This window comes from Kribbella sp. NPDC055071 (genome assembly GCF_053608045.1).
On sequence record NZ_JBSGUS010000005.1, the window covers coordinates 333,305 to 351,678 of the forward strand.

The following is an 18,374-nucleotide window of genomic DNA, read 5'->3' on the forward strand; positions in this document are numbered from 1 at the left end:
ACATGACGGCCAGCATCGAGGCACCTCTCGACCCCGCAGTGCGCACCACCCCGCAGGTAGCGGTCAATGACATCGGGTCGGAGGAAGACTTCCTCGCGGCGATCGATCAGACCATCAAGTACTTCAATGACGGCGACATCGTCGAGGGCACCATCGTCAAGGTCGACCGGGACGAGGTTCTCCTCGACATCGGTTACAAGACCGAAGGCGTCATCCCTTCCCGTGAGCTGTCGATCAAGCACGACGTCGACCCGAACGAGGTCGTCAACGTCGGCGATCACGTCGAGGCCCTGGTTCTCCAGAAGGAGGACAAGGAAGGCCGTCTGATCCTCTCGAAGAAGCGCGCCCAGTACGAGAAGGCCTGGGGCACGATCGAGAAGATCAAGGAAGAGGACGGCGTCGTCACCGGTACCGTCATCGAGGTCGTCAAGGGTGGCCTCATCCTGGACATCGGCCTGCGTGGCTTCCTGCCCGCCTCCCTGGTGGAGATGCGCCGGGTCCGCGACCTCCAGCCGTACGTCGGCCAGGAGATCGAGGCCAAGATCATCGAGCTGGACAAGAACCGCAACAACGTGGTCCTGTCCCGCCGGGCGTGGCTGGAGCAGACGCAGTCCGAGGTGCGGATGAACTTCCTCACCCAGCTGCAGAAGGGCCAGATCCGCAAGGGTGTCGTCTCCTCGATCGTCAACTTCGGTGCGTTCGTGGACCTCGGCGGCGTCGACGGTCTGGTGCACGTCTCGGAGCTGTCCTGGAAGCACATCGACCACCCGACCGAGGTGGTCGAGGTCGGCCAGGAGGTCACCGTCGAGGTGCTGGACGTCGACATGGACCGCGAGCGCGTCTCGCTGTCGCTGAAGGCGACCCAGGAAGACCCGTGGCAGCAGTTCGCCCGGACCCACCAGATGGGCCAGATCGTGCCCGGCAAGGTCACCAAGCTGGTTCCGTTCGGTGCGTTCGTCCGCGTGGAGGAGGGCATCGAGGGTCTGGTGCACATCTCCGAGCTGGCCGAGCGTCACGTCGAGATCCCGGAGCAGGTCGTCCAGGTCAACGACGACACGATGGTCAAGATCATCGACATCGACCTCGAGCGTCGCCGGATCTCGCTGTCGCTGAAGCAGGCCAACGAGGGTCTCGACCCGGTGTCGGACGACTTCGACCCGACGCTGTACGGCATGGCCGCGACGTACGACGACCAGGGCAACTACGTCTACCCGGACGGCTTCGACCCGGAGACCGGCGAGTGGCTCGAGGGCTTCGACAAGCAGCGCGAGGAGTGGGAGCGGCAGTACGCCGAGGCCCACGCGCGCTGGGAGGCCCACAAGAAGCAGATCGAGGACGCCAAGACGGCGGACGTCGAGGCCGGCGAGGCGTCGACGTACTCCTCCGCGGCGGCCCCGCAGGACGACGCGCCCGTCGAGGGTGCGCTCGCTTCCGACGAGGCCCTGCAGGCGCTCCGCGAGAAGCTGACCGGCCAGGGCTGATCCTGATCCGGTAGGTCGCACTACCGAGGCCCCCGCACCCACTGGGTGTGGGGGCCTCGTGCGTCAGTCGTAGGGCAGGCGCTTGCGTTTTCGCCGGCCGCCGAAGTCGTTGCCCCACTGGCCGCGGCCCTCACCCTTGAGCTCGCCCATCACCGCATTGATCTGCGCCCGGGCCACTCCGGCGAAGAACCCCAGGCGGTAGGGCTCGTTCGGAGTCACCCCGTCCCACTCCGGCAGCTGGACCTCGCCGTACCGGACCGGTGGGTCCTCGCCGGCCTGTACGCGCGCGGCGTCCTGCGCGCACGCCGGCACGCGGCGGGTCGGTCCACTGGCTGGGGTCCAGACCACGTCGGTGCTCGACGGTCCATGCTGTGGGTTGAAGAAGCAGGGAGACCGACGTTCAGGCGGCGGCGCTCCCGTGGATCGAGCCCGGGCACAGGCCAGCGCGTACCGTCCCTCGATGAGCAGTTCGACGACCTCGTCAACCGCATCGGTTCGTAGCCTGTCCACGATCCGCTGGGCGGACTCGTAGGCGTCAAGCGCTGCCTGGTAGTCCGATCCGGACTCCGGACCCGGGTCGAAGCGCGCCAGCTCCTCACCGAACTGGACGACGTCACCCTCAGCCATCAACCGGACCTTGCGCAGTTCCTCCGCACCCCGGCGTCGCCACCACCCCATAGGCCATGTTAGGCGCGTGAGTAGGGTGCTGGCGTGCTGAGAGTTGGACTGACTGGTGGGATCGGGTCCGGGAAGAGCGCGGTGTCGTCGCGGCTCGCGGCGCGGGGGGCCGTGGTGATCGACTCGGATGTGCTGGCGCGCGAGGTGGTCGCCAAGGGCACCGACGGGTTGGCCGAGGTGGTCGAGGCGTTCGGGAACGACGTACTGACCGCCGAAGGCGAGCTGGATCGGCCCGCACTCGGGCGGATCGTGTTCAGCGACGAGCCGGCCCGGCGGCGGCTGGAGGCGATCACCCATCCGCGGGTTCGGGCCCGGGCCGCGCAGCTCGAGGCGCAGGCGGCGGCGGACGCGATCGTCGTCCACGACATCCCGTTGCTGGTCGAGACGGGTCAGGCGGGCAAGTTCGACGTGGTGCTCGTGGTCGACGTACCGGTCGAGGTGCAGGTGGAGCGGTTGACGTCACAGCGCGGGATGGCTGCGGAGGAAGCGAAGCGGCGGATCGCCAGCCAGGCTTCGCGCGACGACCGGCTCGCGGCCGCCGATCTGGTGGTCGACAACTCCGGCACGCTCGCCGACCTGGATCGCCGGCTCGACGAGATCTGGACCGTCCTCAGCTCCCGCGCGGCATCTGAGGCAGGGCACGGTCCGGACACGAAAAGATGACCCTTGCGCGGGAAATGATGACTGTGGGACCGGCTGTACGAGAATCTGTCCCGGTTCGGCCCGACTGATCGGGTCGTGACCACCGACGGCGCGCCCCCGCGCCGGTCCGGATGTCCGAGGTTGGGAGGTTGGCGTGGTCTGCCCGCGCTGCAACTCTGACGTCCCCGAGGTGTCGCACTTCTGCCATCACTGTGGCAACGACATGCACTCCGGGGACGCCGAGCGAAAGAAGGCGTACGCCGCCAGGCCGGATGAGCCGGTGGCGTCGTTCAAACTTGTCTCGACGATCATGCCGCAAGGCTCCGGCAAGCAGCCGTACACGTACAAGGTCGCGCTCGGCATCGGGCTGCTCCTGACCGTCGTGACGGCCGCGCTCGGTGCGCTGCCGGTAGCGATCATGATCGCGGCCTTCGCGATCCCGATCGTCTACATCCTCTACTTGTACGACGTGAACCTCTGGGAGGACGAGCCGATCCCGGTCGTCGCCGCGGCCTTCGTGCTGACCGGCGTACTGGCCGCGGTGTTCACCTGGCTGTGGTCGGACAAGATCGGGCTCTCGCTGGACACGATCGGCGCCAACAAGGCCGGCCCGTCCGGTCGTGACCTGCTGATCCTGCTCCTGCTGGTCCCCGTGGTCTCGGAGCTCATTCGCCAGATCGGCCCGCTCTACCTGGCCTCACGGCCGCGGTACGACGACCTGATGGACGGCTTCACCTTCGGCGTCGTGGCCGGCGTCGGGTATGCGTGCTTCGAGACGCTGGTGCTGCACTGGGGCTGGATCAGTGGCGGGTTCGCCGGTCCGGGCAGCAGTGCGGGCACGTGGATCTCGATCGTGCTGCTGCACGGCTTCATCAAGCCCCTGATCTACGGATCGGCCACCGGACTCGCGGGCGCGGAGTTCTCCGGCCTGGGCGAGGGGTACGACGGTTTCACCCCGCGCTGGGTGTTCGGACTGCTCCAGGCGATGGTGGTCAACGCGCTGTTCCAGGGCGGTGTCTACCTGCTCGGATTCGTCGGCGGCCAGGGTTCGACCGTCGGTGCGATCCTCGGTGTGGTCTGGGGCCTGGTACTGCTCGGCGCGCTGATCATCCGGGTGCGGACCGTGCTGCACAAGGGTCTGCTCGAGGCGGCGCTGGAGTCGGCCGCGCGCGGTGGCTCCAACCACGCATCGGGCGAGCTGGCCTTCTGCTCGCGCTGTGAGATGCCGCTGCTGCCGCACTCCGACTTCTGCTCCGCGTGTGGCAACTCGGTGCGGTCCGTGCCGAAGTCGGCCCGGGGCGTTGTGGCCACAGCGGGTGCGAGCGGATACGAAGCGACGACTGGGCCGAATTCCGGGCCGAATTCTGGGGAGACGCAGGCATGAGCAACCAGCAACCTCCATACGGTCAGGGTGGACAGCCGCCGTACCCGGGCCGGCCGCAGGGCCAGCCACAGGGCCAGCCACAGGGCCAGCCTGGTTATGGACAGCAGCCGCAGCAGGGGCAGCCGGGGTACGGGCAGCAGCCCGGATACGGTCAGCCGCCCCAGGGTCCGCCGCAGGGCCCACCACAGGGACAGCCTGGGTACGGGCGTCCGCCGCAGGCACCCCCGGGATACGGCCCGCCGCCGGGGCAACCGCCGTACCAGGGTCAGCCGCCCTATCCGGGCCAGCAGCCACCTCAGCCGGGTCAGCAGCCGTACCCGGGGCAGCAGCAGCCGGGACAGCAGCAGTACCCCGGCCAGCAGCAGTATCCGCAGCAGCCGGGCTACCCCGGTCAGCAGCAGCAGTACGGCGGGCCGCAGCAGCAGTGGGGTCAGTACGGTGGCCAGAAGCCGCGGGGCAAGGGTGGCAACAAGATCCTGTTCCTCGCGGGCGGCGGGTTCGTCGTCGTCGCGCTGATCGGTGTCCTCCTGGCTGTCGTCCTCGGCGGTGGTGACGACAACAAGGCCGACCCGAACCCGAAGCCGACGACTGCGCAGAGCGCCAACCCGACCGGCGTCGACGAGGGCATCGCGGTCGCCGAAGGCGTCTACGTGAAGCCCGCGTCCGGCTACATCCGCAAGACCACCGAGGGGTTCACCGGCGTCTACCTGCTCAAGCAGGGCGAGGGCTACTTCATGGTCAACGCCTGGAAGGCCGCACCGGACGAGACCACCGCGACGGTGCTGCCGAAGCTGCTGGACATCGAGACCAAGGACCTCACCTCCGCCAAGCTCGGCGAGCCGAAGGTGACCACGCCAGGGCCGGACGACAAGACGAACGTCAAGCTCGTCACCACCCGGACCTTCGACGCGACCTACGCTTCGCAGAGCGGCAGCCTGCCGGTGATCGGGCTGGTCGGCGTGATCGAGCGCAACGACGGCGTGATCACGATCATCCGGGTGTACGGGCGCAAGGACCAGGCGGCCGCGCTGCAGGCCAACTCGACGGCGATGCTGCAGTCGGTGATCGGGAGCGAATGAGCGGGAAGCGCGACAAGGGCACCGGCGGAGGCAATCCCTGGGTCAACGAGCCAGGGCCGGGCGCGGACGATGCGGTGGTGCCGGACGAGCCGGCACTGCCGCCGTCGCCGTGGAATCTCGAGGTCCCGCCGCCGCCTTCGTCGTCGCCCTGGTCGACCCCGCCCGACAACGGCTCACCCTGGAACACCCCGGCCGAGCCGTCCCCAGGTCCCGGACCTGGACCGGCTTCTGGTCCGGGTCCGGCGACCGAGACGAGCTCGGCCTGGGGTGAGAAGGTCGGGGCGCCGTCGCTGCGGCGGCCACCGCCGGAGAAGAAAGGCCCGCGGTTCCCGCCGTTGCTCATCCCGATCGGCGCCGGCCTGGTCGTCGTCGCGATCGTCGCGGTCGCGCTGGTCCTGCTGTCCGGGGGAGACAACAAGGCCGACACGCCACCTCCGGCGCCGACGCCGACCGCGAGTACGCCGACCGCGTCGTACCAGCCGCCCGCGAACGCGATCCCGGTCGGCTTCGGCGTCTCCGTCGTACCGCTCGAGGGCTGGAGCATCCTGGCGAAGGAGAAGAACGGCAAGGAGCTCGTCACGTACGCGCCGAACGGCGAACCGCGGTCGTTCTTCTGGGTCCGGCAGAAGGAGAACGTGACGGCGTCGGCGTACGTGCTGGGCATCGTCGAGGGCGAGACCGAGAACGAGATCGCCCAGCTCGGAAACGTGCGGAACCTGCCGTGCCCGAAGGACGTCTTGGAGGAGTGCGTCGCGATCAGCTACACCTCCACCGCCAAGGATTCGAAGGGCGCGGACGTGAAGGTCCAGGGCTACGTCGAGGCGTACCGGCGCAAGGACAAGGTCGTGACCGCGCTGGACTTCCGGACCCGGGTCGACTTCGCCCAGAAGGCCGAGGCGGACGCGGAGACGATGAAGAAGAGCGTGCTCGACAGTCTGTGATCAATCCCTTCAGACCTCACGAGGAACAGTTATGAGTCAGCAGTACGGCCCTCCGCCGGGCCCTCCTCCGGCCCCTGCTCCCGGTTGGGGAACCGGACCGGCTGCCGGCGGGCCTGGTGCCGGCGGACCGGGCGGCTGGGGTCCCGGGCCGGGCCGGCCGCAGCAGCGGCCCGCCAAGTCGAGCCGGAACCAGTGGATCATCATGATCTGCGCCGTCGTCGCGATCGCCTTGGTCGCGGTCGGTGTGGTGCTGCTGGTCACCGGCGGCGGCAAGGACGATCCGTCGGCGCAGCAGACGCCGGACCCGGTCGGCACGCTCTACACCCCGTCGCCGTCGGCCACCCCCAACGACGCGAAGGGCCCGAACGACCAGGGCATCGAGGTCGGCTGGGGCGTCTGGTTCACCCCGCACGGCGGCTGGATCAAGGACCAGGACAAGAGCAAGGGCGGCATCAACTACATGCTGCAGCAGTTCAACGTCCGCGGCCTGCTGGACGGGTACTACTGGGTCCGGCAGACCCAGCTGTACGACGCGAAGGGCTTCTCGGAGCACCTGGTCGACGTCGAAACCGCGCAGCTCAAGAACGTGAAGATCGGCAAGGGCGCGACCTGCCAGGTCAGCAATCCGGCGATCAAGGCCTGCTACGTGACGCAGTACACCGCCGTCTGGGTCTCCAAGGCCGGCAAGCAGATCCCGATGTGGGGCTTCGTCACGGCGTACCAGGACCAGTTCGGCCGGGTCACCGCGAGCGATGCGGCCCTCGAGACCAGGGTCTACCAGCGCCGCATCGGCGAGGTCACCTGGATGAACGACAGCCTCGCCAGGAGCTTCTGACCTGCGGATTCGAGAAACTGTCGACGGCGGCCCGTACGGTGGAGGGCATGAGACAGGTGTCGGATCTGCAGCGGATGGTCGCCCCCTTGAAGGTGGTGTCCGATTTCGATCCGGCCGGCGACCAGCCGGCCGCGATCGCGGACCTCGAGCGGCGGATCAACGCCGGCGAGCAGGATGTCGTCCTGCTGGGCGCGACCGGTACCGGTAAGACCGCGACGATCGCCTGGCTGGCCGAGAAGATCCAGCGCCCGATGCTGATCCTCCAGCCGAACAAGACGCTCGCCGCCCAGTTCGCGACCGAGCTGCGGAACTTCTTCCCCGAGAACGCCGTCGAGTACTTCGTTTCGTACTACGACTACTACCAGCCCGAGGCGTATGTCCCGCAGACGGACACCTACATCGAGAAGGACTCCTCGATCAACGAGGAGGTCGAGCGGCTGCGGCACTCGGCGACCTGGTCGCTGCTGACCCGGCGCGACGTGGTCGTGGTGGCGACCGTCTCCTGTATCTACGGCCTGGGCTCCGCGGACGAGTACCTGAACCGCATGATCCACGTGAAGGTCGGCGACGAGATGGATCGCGACGGCCTGCTCCGCAAGCTCGTCGGCGTGCAGTACGCGCGGAACGACCTGGCCGGCACCCGTGGCACGTTCCGGGTCCGCGGCGACACGCTCGAGGTGTTCCCGGTGTACCAGGAGCTCGCCGTCCGGGTGGAGTTCTTCGGCGACGAGATCGAGCGCGTGATGACGCTGCACCCGCTGACCGGCGAGGTGCTGAGCGAAGAGGACGAGGTCTACATCGGTGCGGCCACCCATTACGTGACGGCGCCGGAGCGGATGGAGAAGGCGATCACCTCGATCGAGGCCGAGCTGGCCGAGCGGCTGGCCGAGCTCGAGCGTGGCGGGCAATTGCTGGAAGCACAGCGCCTGCGGATGCGCACGACGTACGACATCGAGATGATGCGGCAGATCGGCACCTGCTCGGGCATCGAGAACTACTCACGCCACACCGACGGTCGTGAGGCCGGGACCGCGCCGCACTGCCTGCTGGACTACTTCCCCGAGGACTTCCTGCTGGTCATCGACGAGTCGCACGTGACCGTGCCGCAGATCGGCGGGATGTACGAGGGCGACATGTCCCGGAAGCGGACACTGGTCGAGCACGGGTTCCGGCTGCCGTCCGCGATGGACAACCGGCCGCTGCGCTGGGAGGAGTTCCTCGAGCGGATCGGTCAGACCGTCTACCTGTCCGCGACCCCGGGGCAGTACGAGCAGGACAAGTCCGACGGGTTCGTCGAGCAGATCATCCGGCCGACCGGTCTGGTCGACCCCGAGGTGATCGTGAAGCCGACCAAGGGCCAGATCGACGACCTGATCCACGAGATCCGGCTCCGCGTCGAGCGCAACGAACGCGTCCTGGTCACCACGCTGACCAAGAAGATGTCCGAGGACCTGACCGACTACCTGCTGGAAATGGGCATCCGGACCAGGTACCTGCACAGCGAGGTGGACACACTCCGCCGGGTCGAGCTGCTGCGCGAGCTGCGGATGGGCGAGTACGACGTTCTCGTCGGTATCAACCTGCTGCGGGAGGGCCTCGACCTGCCGGAGGTCTCGCTGGTCGCGATCCTGGACGCCGACAAGGAAGGCTTCCTGCGGTCGGGTCGATCACTGATCCAGACCATCGGCCGGGCGGCGCGTAACGTCTCCGGCCAGGTCTTCATGTATGCGGACAAGATCACCCCGTCGATGGAGCAGGCGATCGACGAGACGAACCGGCGCCGCGCCAAACAGACCGCCTACAACGTCGCGAACGGCGTCGACCCGCAGCCGCTGCGGAAGAAGATTGCCGACATCACCGACATGCTCGCGCGCGAGGATGCCGACACGGCCGAGCTGCTCGGCTCGGGGCGGAACCAGTCGCGCGGTAAGGCGCCGGTGCCTGGCGGTGGCAAGGTGAAGGCAGGAGAGAAGGCCAAGGAACTGGCCGGCGGTTTGCCGTCGTCGGATCTCGCCGATCTCATCCAGCAGTTGACCGACCAGATGCACAACGCGGCCGCCGAGCTGCAGTTCGAGGTGGCGGCCCGGTACCGCGACGAGATCTCGGAGCTGAAGAAGGAGCTCCGCCAGATGACGAACGCCGGGGCCAAATAGCTGGTCCGCGGTGAGCTGAGCTGGGCAGTTTGATGGCAGCGCTCGGCGCGTCGGAGCGGGACGGTCTGTGTCCCCATAGCCTCGTGCGATGGGGACACAGGAGCTGGTGGGGAGACGGGCGCTGGTGACCGGGGCTACGTCGGGGATCGGGCGAGCGATCGCACGGAGTCTGGCGGGTGCCGGGGCCGAGGTCGTGGTGACCGGGCGGCGGGCCGTACAGGGGAACGAGACGGTCGACCTGATCGCGGCCGATGGCGGGCGGGCGTCGTACATCCAGGCCGATCTCGGTGAGCCGGCCGAGATCGACCGGCTGGCGCAGCTGGCCGGCGAGGTGGACATCCTGGCCAACAACGCCGGGTTCTATCCGATGGTGCCGACCGTGGCGGTGACGCCCGACGAGTTCCAGCGGATCTACGACGTGAATCTGCGCGGCGCGTACTTCCTGACCGCGGCGATCGCGCCGCGGATGGCCGCGTCGGGCGGCGGCGCGATCGTGAACACGTCGTCGATCGGTGCCCGGATCGGCATGCCGATCGCCGCGGCGTACAGCGGAAGCAAGGCGGCGCTGGAGTCGATGACTCGGTCGTGGGCGGTGGAGTTCGGTCCGTCCGGCGTACGGGTCAACGCGGTGTGTGCCGGGACGATCCTCACCGACGCGCTGCTGGGGATGTTCCCGGTCGAGGTGTTGCAGCAGTCCAGTGCGATGGGTCCGTTGGGGCGGCCGGGGACGCCCGAGGAGATCGCCGAGGTCGTCCTGTTCCTCGCCTCACCGCGCTCGAGTTTCGTCACCGGCGAGGTGATCGTCGCGGACGGCGGCTACAGCGTCCCGTAGCGACCGCGTTTTGTCCCAGGGTGGGTCTAATCTGCGTGGCAGACCTATTCAGGGGAGGAACCGATGTTCGATCATCTGTCCTTGCAGTGTGACGATCTGGCCGCGAGCCGGCGGTTCTACGAGGCCGTGCTGACGCCGCTCGGGATCACGGTGAGCATGGACTTCACCGACGTCCTCGGGTTGTCCGGGGCGGACGGCGTACCGAAGTTCTGGCTCGGGAAGGCGACGACCGGGGGACCGCAGCGGGAGATCCACCTCGCGTTCCCGGCGCCGGACCGAGCCACGGTCGACAGCGTCTACGAGGCCATGAAAGGGATGGGCGCCGAGATCCTGCACGAGCCGAAGGAGTGGCCCGAATACCACCCCGGCTACTACGCGGTCTTCCTGCGCGACCCGGACAGCAACAACGTCGAGGTCGTCACCCACCGCTGAGAGGAGCAGGTGATGGCGCGACTGACCGGAGCGGACGTGCTCGAGCACTGCCTGGCCAAGCCCGGTGCCTGGCAGGACGAGCCGTGGGAGGGCGACGTGGTGACCAAGGTCGGGGACAAGATCTTCGCGTTCCTCGGCGGTGGCGGGAGTGTCGGGCTCAAGTGCGGCGCGAATCGGGAGGAGGCCGACGAGTTGGTCGACACCTATCCCGACGCCGTCGGCAAGATGGCCTACATCGGGCGCTCGGGCTGGAACACGGTCCGCCTCGGTGGCAGCGTTCCGGACGACGAGATCCTCGAGCTGATCGACACGTCGTACGACACGATCGTGGCGAAGCTGCCCAAGAGCAGACGTCCATCAGGCGCGAATTGATCGCGGTGCGTAACTATTCCGGGTAGGCACTGTGATCATTTCGACAGGTGGACACGGCGTCCTGGATTTGGAGACTGGGGTGGCGACCCGTCAGAATGGTCGTGGATGAAGGGGAGTATTCCTTCGCGGTGGCATCGTCATCACGGTCAGGCTCGGTCCTGCACCCGGTGCCTCCGGTTCGACCCGCTGTGACGGGTTGAGCGGAAGAGACCTTCGGAGTGACTGTTTCGTCTAGCTCCGGAGGTTTCCTGTGCACGTTGCTGACTACGTTTGGTACATCACGGTCGGCGTGCTGCTCGCGCTGCTGGCCTTCGATGTCTTCATCATCGGCCGTCGCCCGCACGAGCCGACCACCCGGGAGTCCGCGATCGCGATCGCCGGCTACGTGGGTCTTGCCGTGCTGTTCGGCCTCGGCGTCTGGGTGTTCTCGGGCGGCAACTACGCGGGCGAGTTCTTCGCCGGCTGGCTGACCGAGTACAGCCTCAGTGTCGACAACCTGTTCATCTTCTTGATCATCATGTCCAGGTTCTCGGTGCCGCGGAAGTATCAGCAGACCGCGCTGCTGGTCGGCATCATCCTGGCGCTGGTGTTCCGCGGGATCTTCATCGCGGTCGGCGCGGCGGCGATCAACGAGTTCTCGTGGGTCTTCTACATCTTCGGCGCCTTCCTGGTCTACACCGCGATCCACCTGGCGAGTCAGGGGGAGAACGACGACGAGGACTTCAAGGAGAACGCGATCATCCGGTTCGCCAAGAAGCGGCTGAACGCGACCGACGAGTACAACGGCGTGAAGCTCACGATCGTGAAGAACGGCAAGCGGCTCGTCACCCCGATGGCGATCGTGATCATCGCACTCGGCACGACGGACCTGCTGTTCGCGCTCGACTCGATCCCGGCGATCTACGGCCTGACGCAGGAGCCGTTCCTGGTCTTCACCGCGAACGTCTTCGCGCTGATGGGGCTGCGGCAGCTGTACTTCCTGCTCGGCGATCTGCTCAAGCGGCTGGTGTACCTGTCGATCGGCCTGTCCGTCGTCCTCGCGTTCATCGGCGTGAAGCTCGTCCTGCACGCGATGCACGTGAACGAGCTCCCGTTCATCAACGGCGGCCACCACATCGAGTGGGCCCCCGAGATCCCGATCTGGTTCTCGCTGGGCTTCATCATCGTCACCCTGGGCATCACCACGATCCTCAGCCTCCACAAGTCCCGCAACCTGCCCTCCACCCCTCCCGAAGAGGAGGCTGCTGCGACGGCCGTGGACCCCACGACTCAGGCAGAGCTGGACGCAATCCCCGAGCCCCACGAAACAGACGCCAAAAACCCCTGACTGAGACAAAACAAGAGACAGAGATGAGAGCGGGCCAGGTGCCTGGCGGCCGGGTGCAGGTGCTGTGACAAACGGTTAGAAGCGGGCGGCTTTGGTGAGCATGGCTTGGCGTTCGGGGGAGAGGGGTTCGTTCTCGAGTTTCTTGCCGGTTTCGGAGGCGTGCAGCATGCCTTCGGGGGAGACGAAGCCGACGTGGTGGACGGGCTTGCCGGGGCGCGCGAAGAAGTAGAGGTCGCCCGGGCGAGCATCGTCGACGGGGATGTTCGGGATGTCGTCGGCCTGGTCATGCGCGTCGCGAGGGATCCGAACGCCGAGCACCCGGCTGACCGTGTGGATCAAACCGGAACAGTCCAGACCATCGGCCGACGTACCGCCCCACAGGTACTCGAGCCCCAAGAACTGCGACCCCAGCCGCAGCCGTTCCGCAGGCCCCGACGGCTCCACCCCAGAGCGCAGTACGTCGTCAGCCAGCCAGCCGGACCCACCATCCGGAACGGCGACCCGCGTGTACCCGTCCGCGTGCTCGATCGACGCCAGCACCGTCCCGAACGACAGCTCCGCCACCACCCGACCACCAGGCTCGGTGTGCAACGCAGCCGTCGGTACGGCGATCGCGACCGGATCAGACGCACTGCTCGGCAGCTCACCGAGGTGGCTCGACGGGACCCAGCCCGGATACCCCAGCTCGTCCTGCGACGACGGCTGCCACGGCGCGACGATCTCGGACCAGCCATTGCGCTCGGAGCGCACCAGCACCGGCTCGGCGAACAACAGTTGGGTCAGCGTCCGCCCGTGCAACCCGAGCCGGGTCTCGGTGTCCATGGACTTGGCCCACCCGGCCACATCGGGTTCGGCGGCGACGGCCGGCGCGTCGATGTCACGCGGCGCGTCCGGCGAGGTCCACACCGTACTGACCGGGACTTTGACGGCGACTAATTTCATGAGATCAAGCCTGTCACGCCGAGGCCAGGAGTCGAAGGCAAAGTGATCAGCGAGCCTTCGTACGTGATTCTGCCGATCACGGGCGCCTCGCGCAGCCACCAGGCCGCATCCAGGTCGTTGACCGCCGAGGTCGGATACGCCGACACCAGCGCGGCCGCCGCGCCGACGCCCACGTGGCTCTCCATCATCGAGCCCACGATCGTTCGGATACCGTGCGCGCGGGCCAGCTCCAGCAGAGTCCGGGCCGGTGCGAGTCCACCGCATTTGGCCAGTTTCACGTTGACCATGTCCGCGGCGCCGAGCCGGATCACGCTGACCAGATCGCGTACGCCGTACACGGATTCGTCGGCGAGGATCGGCGTACTGACCCGGTCGGTCACCCACGCCATCCCCTCGAGATCGTCGGCCGCGACCGGCTGCTCGACCAGCTCGAGATCGCAGTCCTCGAGCGCACGGATCGCGGTGACCGCATCCCGCCGCGACCAGCCCTGATTGGCGTCGAGCCGCAACTGCGGACCCGGCCCGATCGCCGCACGCACCCGCCGGACGCGCTCGACATCGGCCACGGCGTCGGTGCCGACCTTCACCTTCAGTACGTCGAACCCGTCAGCGACCCGCGCTTGCCCAGCCGCCGCGAGCGCATCCGCGTCACCCACCGAGAGCGTCACATCGGTCCGTACGACGCCGACCGTCGAGCCGAGGAATCCGTGCAGGGTCTGACCGCGACGCCGGGCCGCCAGATCGTGTAATGCGATGTCGACCGCGGCCTTCGCGCCGAAGTTCCCCGCGGCGGCGTTCTGCACGCGCCGCAGCGCCTCGGTCAGGTCATCCGGGCCGAGACCGTCCAGCGCGGCGGCGATCGGTCCCTCCACACACGCCTGCGCCCCGGCCAGCGAGTCGCCGGTCACCTTCCAGACCTGCGGTGCTTCACCCCAACCGCTCAGGTCACCATCGCTGAGCTCGACCAGGAGCGACTCCACGTGCGTCGCCGTACGCAATGCGGTGACGAACGGCGTGTGCAGCGGCGCCGACACCAGATGGGTCGTGAGCTTCATCGCACCTCGCTCAGGTCGTGACGGTGGTTCCATGCCTCGAGCGCGATCGACGCGATCAGCTTCTGCGCATCGGCGTCGGGCAAGTCGGACGTCGTACACACCACCAACACAAACGGATCCGCGTCCGCCGGCCGAACGATCCCGCCGTCGTGACGGATCCGAACATCCCACCCATTCTTGTGCTCGACCCGAGTCCCCGCCGGCAGCAGCGCGGGGATCTCGCCGTTCCACTCGTTGCGCGCGAGCAGGTCGCGCAGGTAGTCGCCGGACCGGCCGGCCTGGTTGCCGACAGCAACAAGCACCCCGGCAAGCCCGGCGGGACTCATCAGGTTGCTGATACCTGCCGCTTGAGCCCGCACGTCGTCGATCCCACGCCGGATCACCGACCCGGAAGGGAAGGAAAGAGACGCCGGAACGCCGGAGCCGGGAGAACCCGGGAAGGCGGAACCGCCGGAGGTGGGGGCGGTGGCGGAGGAGGGGGCGGTGGAGGAGGGGGCGGTGGCGGGGAGGGCGGAGGTGGTTAGGGCTTGGTTGGCTGCGTCTACGCCTACCTGCTCCAGGACCAGGTCGGTCGCCAGGTTGCTGGAGCGGGTGATCATCTCGGTGGCCAGCCAGGTGAGCTCTGCGGTTGTGCCCAGCTTGGACCAGGTTGCGGGGGCTTCGTCCTCGTCGGGATTGACGGCGAAGCGTCCACCGGCTGCGGAGGGGAAGTCGTTGTGCACCACCACCGGCTGGTCGAGGGACAGTTCGCCCGCCTCGACCTTGCGCAGCATCGCCATCGCCACCGGCAGCTTCATCGTGCTCGCTGCGTAGTGTGTTTGTTCCGGCGCGTGCTCGAACACCGGCGTGCCGTCGAGGCGGCCGAGCCAGACTCCGAACTCACCGGTCCCGTCGACCTCGGCAAGCAGTTCCGCGATTCCCATGCCGATCAGCCAATCACAAACCGACCTGGCAGACTGCCCAGGGTGTCCCGCGCTCTCGGCATCCTCCTCGGGTTCGTCGCCGACCGCGTCCTCGGCGACCCGCGCCGCTTCCATCCCGTTGCAGGGTTCGGCCAGGCCGCCGCCCGACTGGAGTCCCGGTGGTACGACGACTCCCGGGCAGCAGGTACGGCGTACACGACCGTCCTCGTCGGTACGGCGACAGCCGCCGGCGTGCTCGTCGAACGCCTGACGAAGAACCACCCCGTCGCCCACACGCTCGTCACCGCCGCCGCGACCTGGACCGTCCTCGGCGCCCGCAGCCTCGAACGCGAAGCCGAGACGATGGCCGGCCTCCTCGAGGACAAGGACATCCCGGCCGCACGAGACCGCCTCAGCCACCTCTGCGCCCGTGACGCCACCAACCTCGAAGCCGACGAGCTGGCCCGCGCGACCGTCGAGTCGATCGCCGAGAACACCTCCGATGCCTGTGTAGCGCCACTGCTCTGGGGCAGTGTGTTCGGAGTGCCTGGCCTGCTTGGCTACCGCGCGGCCAACACCCTCGACGCGATGGTCGGCTACAAGTCCGCGAAGTACGTCAACTTCGGCTGGGCATCCGCCCGCCTCGACGACCTCGTCAACCTGCTGCCCGCGCGGGCCTGCGCGCTGCTGACCGGCCTGGCTGCAGGCAGACCGCAGCAGGCGCGCCGGATCTGGAAACGGGATGCGCCCAAACACCCGAGCCCGAACGCCGGACCGGTAGAGGCGGCGTTCGCCGGGGCACTGAACCTGACGCTGGGTGGCACGAACGACTACGGGAGTTATCAGGAGAATCGAGGCACGCTGGGTGACGGGCCGGCCCCGGCCGTCGTGGATGTGCGCAGGACGGCCGACCTGGCCAGGCGAGTAGGAGTTGCGGCAGCCATGACTTCAGCCGCCGTTTCGGCCGTCATTGCGGTTCTTGGGAGGAATCGATGGGCTTGAGTCACCGGCCGAACCGGATTGTGATGCTCCGGCACGGCGAGTCCGAGGCGAACGTGGACAAGACGATCTACGAGCGCATCCCCGACCACGCCGTCCCGCTGACCCCACGTGGGTACGAGCAGTCGGCCGAGGTCGGCAAGAAGCTCCGCGAGGTGTTCGAGAACCAATCCGTCCGCGTGTACGTCTCGCCGTACCTGCGAACTCTGCAGACACTCGATGCCCTCGGCCTGGACGACCTGATCGAGATGCCGCGCGAGGAGCCACGGCTGCGCGAGCAGGACTGGGCCAACCTGCAGGACACCGCGGACATCGAGGCGCAGGAGAAGCTGCGCGACTCGTTCGGGCACTTCTACTACCGGTTCACCCACGGCGAGTCGGGTGCGGACGTGTACGACCGGGTGTCGTCGCTGCTGGAGACCATGCACCGCGATTTCGAGCAGCCGGATTCGCCACAGAACGTGTTGCTGGTGTCGCACGGGCTCACGATGCGGTTGTTCTGCATGCGCTGGTTCCACTGGTCGGTACGGTTCTTCGAGACACTGCGCAATCCAGGAAACGCCGAAACACGCATCCTGCTGCGGCAGTCCGATTTCCGGTACAAGCTGGATCGGCCCTTCGAGCAGTGGACCCAGTACGAACCGACGGAACGGGAGCGATCGGCATGGTTGTAGAGCAGACCCGGGAAGCGGTACTCGATCTGCTGGGGAGTCTTACGCCCGCCCAGCTGGACAAGATCACGGCGTCGTTCGAGACCCCGGACCATCAACAGTGGACGTACCTGCCGGGCGCCGTACCGGGCCTTGCACTGACCGAGTTGACGCCGGCCCAGCAGAAGCTGGCCGAGCGGGTGGTCGCGATCGGCTGCAGCGAGCGCGGCGCGGGCGATGTCTGGGGCGTGCTGGACGCGGAAGTCGTCGTACGGGAGATCCCGGCGCTGCCGCCGAGCGGTGAGTGGGAGGGCTCCGTCGTCGGCGACCGGTACTTCCTCCGGGTGCTCGGTGATCCGGCCGGCACGGAGCCGTGGGCCTGGCGGCTGAACGGTCACCACCTCGGGTTGCATGTGACGCTCGTCGACGGGGCGATCGCGTTCACCCCGCAGTTCCTCGGGTCGAATCCGGCGGAGGTGCGGTCCGGACCGCAGGCCGGACGGCGTTTCCTCGCGGCCGAGCAGGATCTCGGCTTCGAGCTCCTGCACGCACTCGCGCCGGATCAGCAAGCGGTCGCGATTGTCTCGCCGGACGCGCCCGACGACATCCTGACCCGGCACGACCCTGTCGCCGACGCCAACCTGCTGTACCAGGGTCTCGCGTACGGCGACATGACCCCGGAGCAGCGGCAGTTGCTCAGCCTCCTCATCGGCCAGTACGTCGGACGCGCGGCCGGACCCATCGGGTTGCAGACCTGGCAGGACATCACCGACCACGGCATCGAGCGACTCACCTTCGCCTGGGCCGGCGCGACCGAGCCTGGCATCGGCAACCGCCACTACTACTCGATCGCGGGCCCGACCTTCCTGGCCGAGTACGACAACACCCAGGACGACGCCAACCACATCCACTCCGTCTGGCGAGACCTCCGCAACGACTGGGGCACCGACCTCCTGGCCGCCCACTACGCCATGCCGCGCTGACCCCGTCTATAAGCCTTGACTTAAGTAAGTGGCTGCTGACACACTCCTGTCGAGATGATCCGACAGGAGGCAGCCATGAACGAGCTGGGAACGATCACAACCGGTGCCGTCCGGTTGGAGCGCGTGTATCCGGTGAGTGCGGAGACGCTCTGGGCGTACCTGACCACCAAGGAGGGGCTCAGCCGGTGGATCGCGGACGGGGAGATCGGTCCGCGGCGGGTGAGCCTGGTCTTCCATGACAACCCGCAGTACCCGATCACGGGTGAGGTCCTGGTCTGGGAGCCCACTCACGTCGCCGAGTTCGAGTGGAACGGCGGACCGACCCAGCCGACGGACAGCGTCGTACGGCTCGAGCTCACGCCCGTGGAGGACGGCACCCGGCTGGTCCTCACGCACAGCCGCGTCGTCAAGCAGGACTCCATCGCGGAGTTCGGCGCGGGATGGCACTTCCACCTCGACACGCTGGCCGCCGTCGCCGCCGACACCGAGCCCTCCGCGGACCGTGATACGTGGAGCGCCCTGCACGCCCAGTACTCCGCCCAGCTAGAGTCGGCGGGGTCATCGACGGCATGTGTAGGAACCCGGTGTGAGTCCGGGACGGTCCCGCCACTGTGACCTCGGCGCTCGGAGTGGGCGTGGGGGAGTCAGGAACTGCCGCCGTCGTACCTCCGGACGGGGCGTGGATAC

General features: G+C 67.8%; 18 protein-coding genes, 1 pseudogene and 1 riboswitch. Of the genes and pseudogenes, 15 read left to right on the plus strand and 4 right to left on the minus strand.

Going from position 1 to position 18,374, the window contains the following annotated elements; translation table 11 throughout:
• Positions 1-2: 2 nt before the first annotated feature.
• Positions 3-1,481, plus strand: coding sequence for a 30S ribosomal protein S1 (gene rpsA / locus ACWF4Z_RS11915; protein ID WP_452242982.1), 1,479 nt, complete (start codon positions 3-5; stop codon positions 1,479-1,481).
• Positions 1,482-1,544: 63 nt separating this feature from the next.
• Here rpsA and ACWF4Z_RS11920 read toward each other — a convergent pair whose 3' ends face one another.
• Positions 1,545-2,108: a hypothetical protein gene (locus tag ACWF4Z_RS11920; RefSeq protein ID WP_452242983.1), complete on the minus strand. Its 564-nt coding sequence runs from the start codon at positions 2,106-2,108 to the stop codon at positions 1,545-1,547.
• A gap of 84 nt (positions 2,109-2,192) precedes the next feature.
• On the opposite strand from ACWF4Z_RS11920, the gene coaE reads away from it, so the two are divergent.
• The 10 genes from coaE to ACWF4Z_RS11970 all read left to right on the plus strand — a co-directional run bounded on the left by coaE (position 2,193) and on the right by ACWF4Z_RS11970 (position 12,156).
• Positions 2,193-2,822 carry a dephospho-CoA kinase gene (coaE, locus tag ACWF4Z_RS11925; RefSeq protein WP_452242984.1) on the plus strand — a complete coding sequence of 210 codons (630 nt, stop codon included), beginning with the start codon at positions 2,193-2,195 and terminating at the stop codon, positions 2,820-2,822.
• Positions 2,823-3,024: 202 nt separating this feature from the next.
• Positions 3,025-4,185: a PrsW family glutamic-type intramembrane protease gene (locus ACWF4Z_RS11930; protein WP_452242985.1), complete on the plus strand. Its 1,161-nt coding sequence runs from the start codon at positions 3,025-3,027 to the stop codon at positions 4,183-4,185.
• Positions 4,182-5,264, plus strand: coding sequence for a hypothetical protein (locus tag ACWF4Z_RS11935; RefSeq protein ID WP_452242986.1), 1,083 nt, complete (start codon positions 4,182-4,184; stop codon positions 5,262-5,264). Before ACWF4Z_RS11930 ends, ACWF4Z_RS11935 begins: the two co-directional genes overlap by 4 nt.
• A complete protein-coding gene (locus ACWF4Z_RS11940; RefSeq protein WP_452242987.1) occupies positions 5,261-6,205 on the plus strand; it encodes a hypothetical protein in 945 nt (314 codons plus the stop codon). The genes ACWF4Z_RS11935 and ACWF4Z_RS11940 overlap by 4 nt, the downstream gene beginning before the upstream one ends.
• Positions 6,206-6,236: 31 nt before the next feature.
• The gene (locus ACWF4Z_RS11945) at positions 6,237-7,040 is read left to right on the plus strand and encodes a hypothetical protein (protein ID WP_452242988.1); all 804 of its coding nucleotides are present in this window, start codon (positions 6,237-6,239) and stop codon (positions 7,038-7,040) included.
• A gap of 47 nt (positions 7,041-7,087) precedes the next feature.
• On the plus strand, positions 7,088-9,193 hold the full coding sequence (gene uvrB / locus ACWF4Z_RS11950) for an excinuclease ABC subunit UvrB (RefSeq protein WP_452242989.1): 2,106 nt from the start codon (positions 7,088-7,090) through the stop codon (positions 9,191-9,193).
• An 88-nt stretch (positions 9,194-9,281) separates the two neighbouring features.
• Entirely contained in the window at positions 9,282-10,025 is a 744-nt protein-coding gene (locus ACWF4Z_RS11955) for an SDR family NAD(P)-dependent oxidoreductase (RefSeq protein WP_452242990.1), read from the plus strand.
• 63 nt (positions 10,026-10,088) lie between these two features.
• Positions 10,089-10,457: a VOC family protein gene (locus ACWF4Z_RS11960; protein WP_452242991.1), complete on the plus strand. Its 369-nt coding sequence runs from the start codon at positions 10,089-10,091 to the stop codon at positions 10,455-10,457.
• Between the two features lie 12 nt (positions 10,458-10,469).
• Complete coding sequence (locus ACWF4Z_RS11965) at positions 10,470-10,829, plus strand: MmcQ/YjbR family DNA-binding protein (RefSeq protein WP_452242992.1); 360 nt, start codon at positions 10,470-10,472, stop codon at positions 10,827-10,829.
• Positions 10,830-11,079: 250 nt separating this feature from the next.
• Entirely contained in the window at positions 11,080-12,156 is a 1,077-nt protein-coding gene (locus ACWF4Z_RS11970; protein ID WP_452242993.1) for a TerC family protein, read from the plus strand.
• 75 nt (positions 12,157-12,231) lie between these two features.
• On the opposite strand, the gene ACWF4Z_RS11975 is transcribed toward ACWF4Z_RS11970, so the two are convergent.
• The 3 genes from ACWF4Z_RS11975 to ACWF4Z_RS11985 are packed head-to-tail and all read right to left on the minus strand — an operon-like array spanning position 12,232 to position 15,076.
• Positions 12,232-13,098, minus strand: coding sequence for a C40 family peptidase (locus ACWF4Z_RS11975; RefSeq protein ID WP_452242994.1), 867 nt, complete (start codon positions 13,096-13,098; stop codon positions 12,232-12,234).
• Positions 13,095-14,153, minus strand: coding sequence for a mandelate racemase/muconate lactonizing enzyme family protein (locus ACWF4Z_RS11980; RefSeq protein WP_452242995.1), 1,059 nt, complete (start codon positions 14,151-14,153; stop codon positions 13,095-13,097). Before ACWF4Z_RS11980 ends, ACWF4Z_RS11975 begins: the two co-directional genes overlap by 4 nt.
• Positions 14,150-15,076, minus strand: a complete 927-nt coding sequence (locus ACWF4Z_RS11985) for a serine hydrolase (protein ID WP_452242996.1) — start codon at positions 15,074-15,076, stop codon at positions 14,150-14,152. The genes ACWF4Z_RS11980 and ACWF4Z_RS11985 overlap by 4 nt, the downstream gene beginning before the upstream one ends.
• 42 nt (positions 15,077-15,118) lie before the next feature.
• On the opposite strand from ACWF4Z_RS11985, the gene ACWF4Z_RS11990 reads away from it, so the two are divergent.
• The 4 genes and pseudogenes from ACWF4Z_RS11990 to ACWF4Z_RS12005 form a co-directional block, all read left to right on the plus strand.
• Positions 15,119-16,057: a cobalamin biosynthesis protein gene (locus ACWF4Z_RS11990; protein ID WP_452242997.1), complete on the plus strand. Its 939-nt coding sequence runs from the start codon at positions 15,119-15,121 to the stop codon at positions 16,055-16,057.
• On the plus strand, positions 16,048-16,728 hold the full coding sequence (locus ACWF4Z_RS11995) for a phosphoglycerate mutase family protein (protein WP_452242998.1): 681 nt from the start codon (positions 16,048-16,050) through the stop codon (positions 16,726-16,728). The genes ACWF4Z_RS11990 and ACWF4Z_RS11995 overlap by 10 nt, the downstream gene beginning before the upstream one ends.
• Entirely contained in the window at positions 16,719-17,687 is a 969-nt protein-coding gene (locus ACWF4Z_RS12000) for a DUF3500 domain-containing protein (protein ID WP_452242999.1), read from the plus strand. Before ACWF4Z_RS11995 ends, ACWF4Z_RS12000 begins: the two co-directional genes overlap by 10 nt.
• Before the next feature lie 75 nt (positions 17,688-17,762).
• Positions 17,763-18,101, plus strand: a pseudogene (locus ACWF4Z_RS12005) (SRPBCC domain-containing protein); the annotation flags it as partial.
• A 122-nt stretch (positions 18,102-18,223) separates the two neighbouring features.
• A riboswitch (cobalamin riboswitch) is annotated at positions 18,224-18,360 on the plus strand.
• Positions 18,361-18,374: the final 14 nt, after the last annotated feature.

Bases quoted from the DNA above. Each gene is read 5' to 3' on its own strand.
- rpsA (WP_452242982.1), top strand. From the start codon at position 3: ATGACGGCCAGCATCGAGGCACCTCTCGACCCCGCAGTGCGCACCACC.
- ACWF4Z_RS11920 (WP_452242983.1), bottom strand. From the start codon at position 2,108: ATGGCTGAGGGTGACGTCGTCCAGTTCGGTGAGGAGCTGGCGCGCTTC.
- ACWF4Z_RS11930 (WP_452242985.1), top strand. From the start codon at position 3,025: ATGCACTCCGGGGACGCCGAGCGAAAGAAGGCGTACGCCGCCAGGCCG.
- ACWF4Z_RS11935 (WP_452242986.1), top strand. From the start codon at position 4,182: ATGAGCAACCAGCAACCTCCATACGGTCAGGGTGGACAGCCGCCGTAC.
- ACWF4Z_RS11940 (WP_452242987.1), top strand. From the start codon at position 5,261: ATGAGCGGGAAGCGCGACAAGGGCACCGGCGGAGGCAATCCCTGGGTC.
- ACWF4Z_RS11945 (WP_452242988.1), top strand. From the start codon at position 6,237: ATGAGTCAGCAGTACGGCCCTCCGCCGGGCCCTCCTCCGGCCCCTGCT.
- uvrB (WP_452242989.1), top strand. From the start codon at position 7,088: ATGAGACAGGTGTCGGATCTGCAGCGGATGGTCGCCCCCTTGAAGGTG.
- ACWF4Z_RS11955 (WP_452242990.1), top strand. From the start codon at position 9,282: ATGGGGACACAGGAGCTGGTGGGGAGACGGGCGCTGGTGACCGGGGCT.
- ACWF4Z_RS11960 (WP_452242991.1), top strand. From the start codon at position 10,089: ATGTTCGATCATCTGTCCTTGCAGTGTGACGATCTGGCCGCGAGCCGG.
- ACWF4Z_RS11965 (WP_452242992.1), top strand. From the start codon at position 10,470: ATGGCGCGACTGACCGGAGCGGACGTGCTCGAGCACTGCCTGGCCAAG.
- ACWF4Z_RS11975 (WP_452242994.1), bottom strand. From the start codon at position 13,098: ATGAAATTAGTCGCCGTCAAAGTCCCGGTCAGTACGGTGTGGACCTCG.
- ACWF4Z_RS11980 (WP_452242995.1), bottom strand. From the start codon at position 14,153: ATGAAGCTCACGACCCATCTGGTGTCGGCGCCGCTGCACACGCCGTTC.
- ACWF4Z_RS11985 (WP_452242996.1), bottom strand. From the start codon at position 15,076: ATGGGAATCGCGGAACTGCTTGCCGAGGTCGACGGGACCGGTGAGTTC.
- ACWF4Z_RS11995 (WP_452242998.1), top strand. From the start codon at position 16,048: ATGGGCTTGAGTCACCGGCCGAACCGGATTGTGATGCTCCGGCACGGC.
- ACWF4Z_RS12000 (WP_452242999.1), top strand. From the start codon at position 16,719: ATGGTTGTAGAGCAGACCCGGGAAGCGGTACTCGATCTGCTGGGGAGT.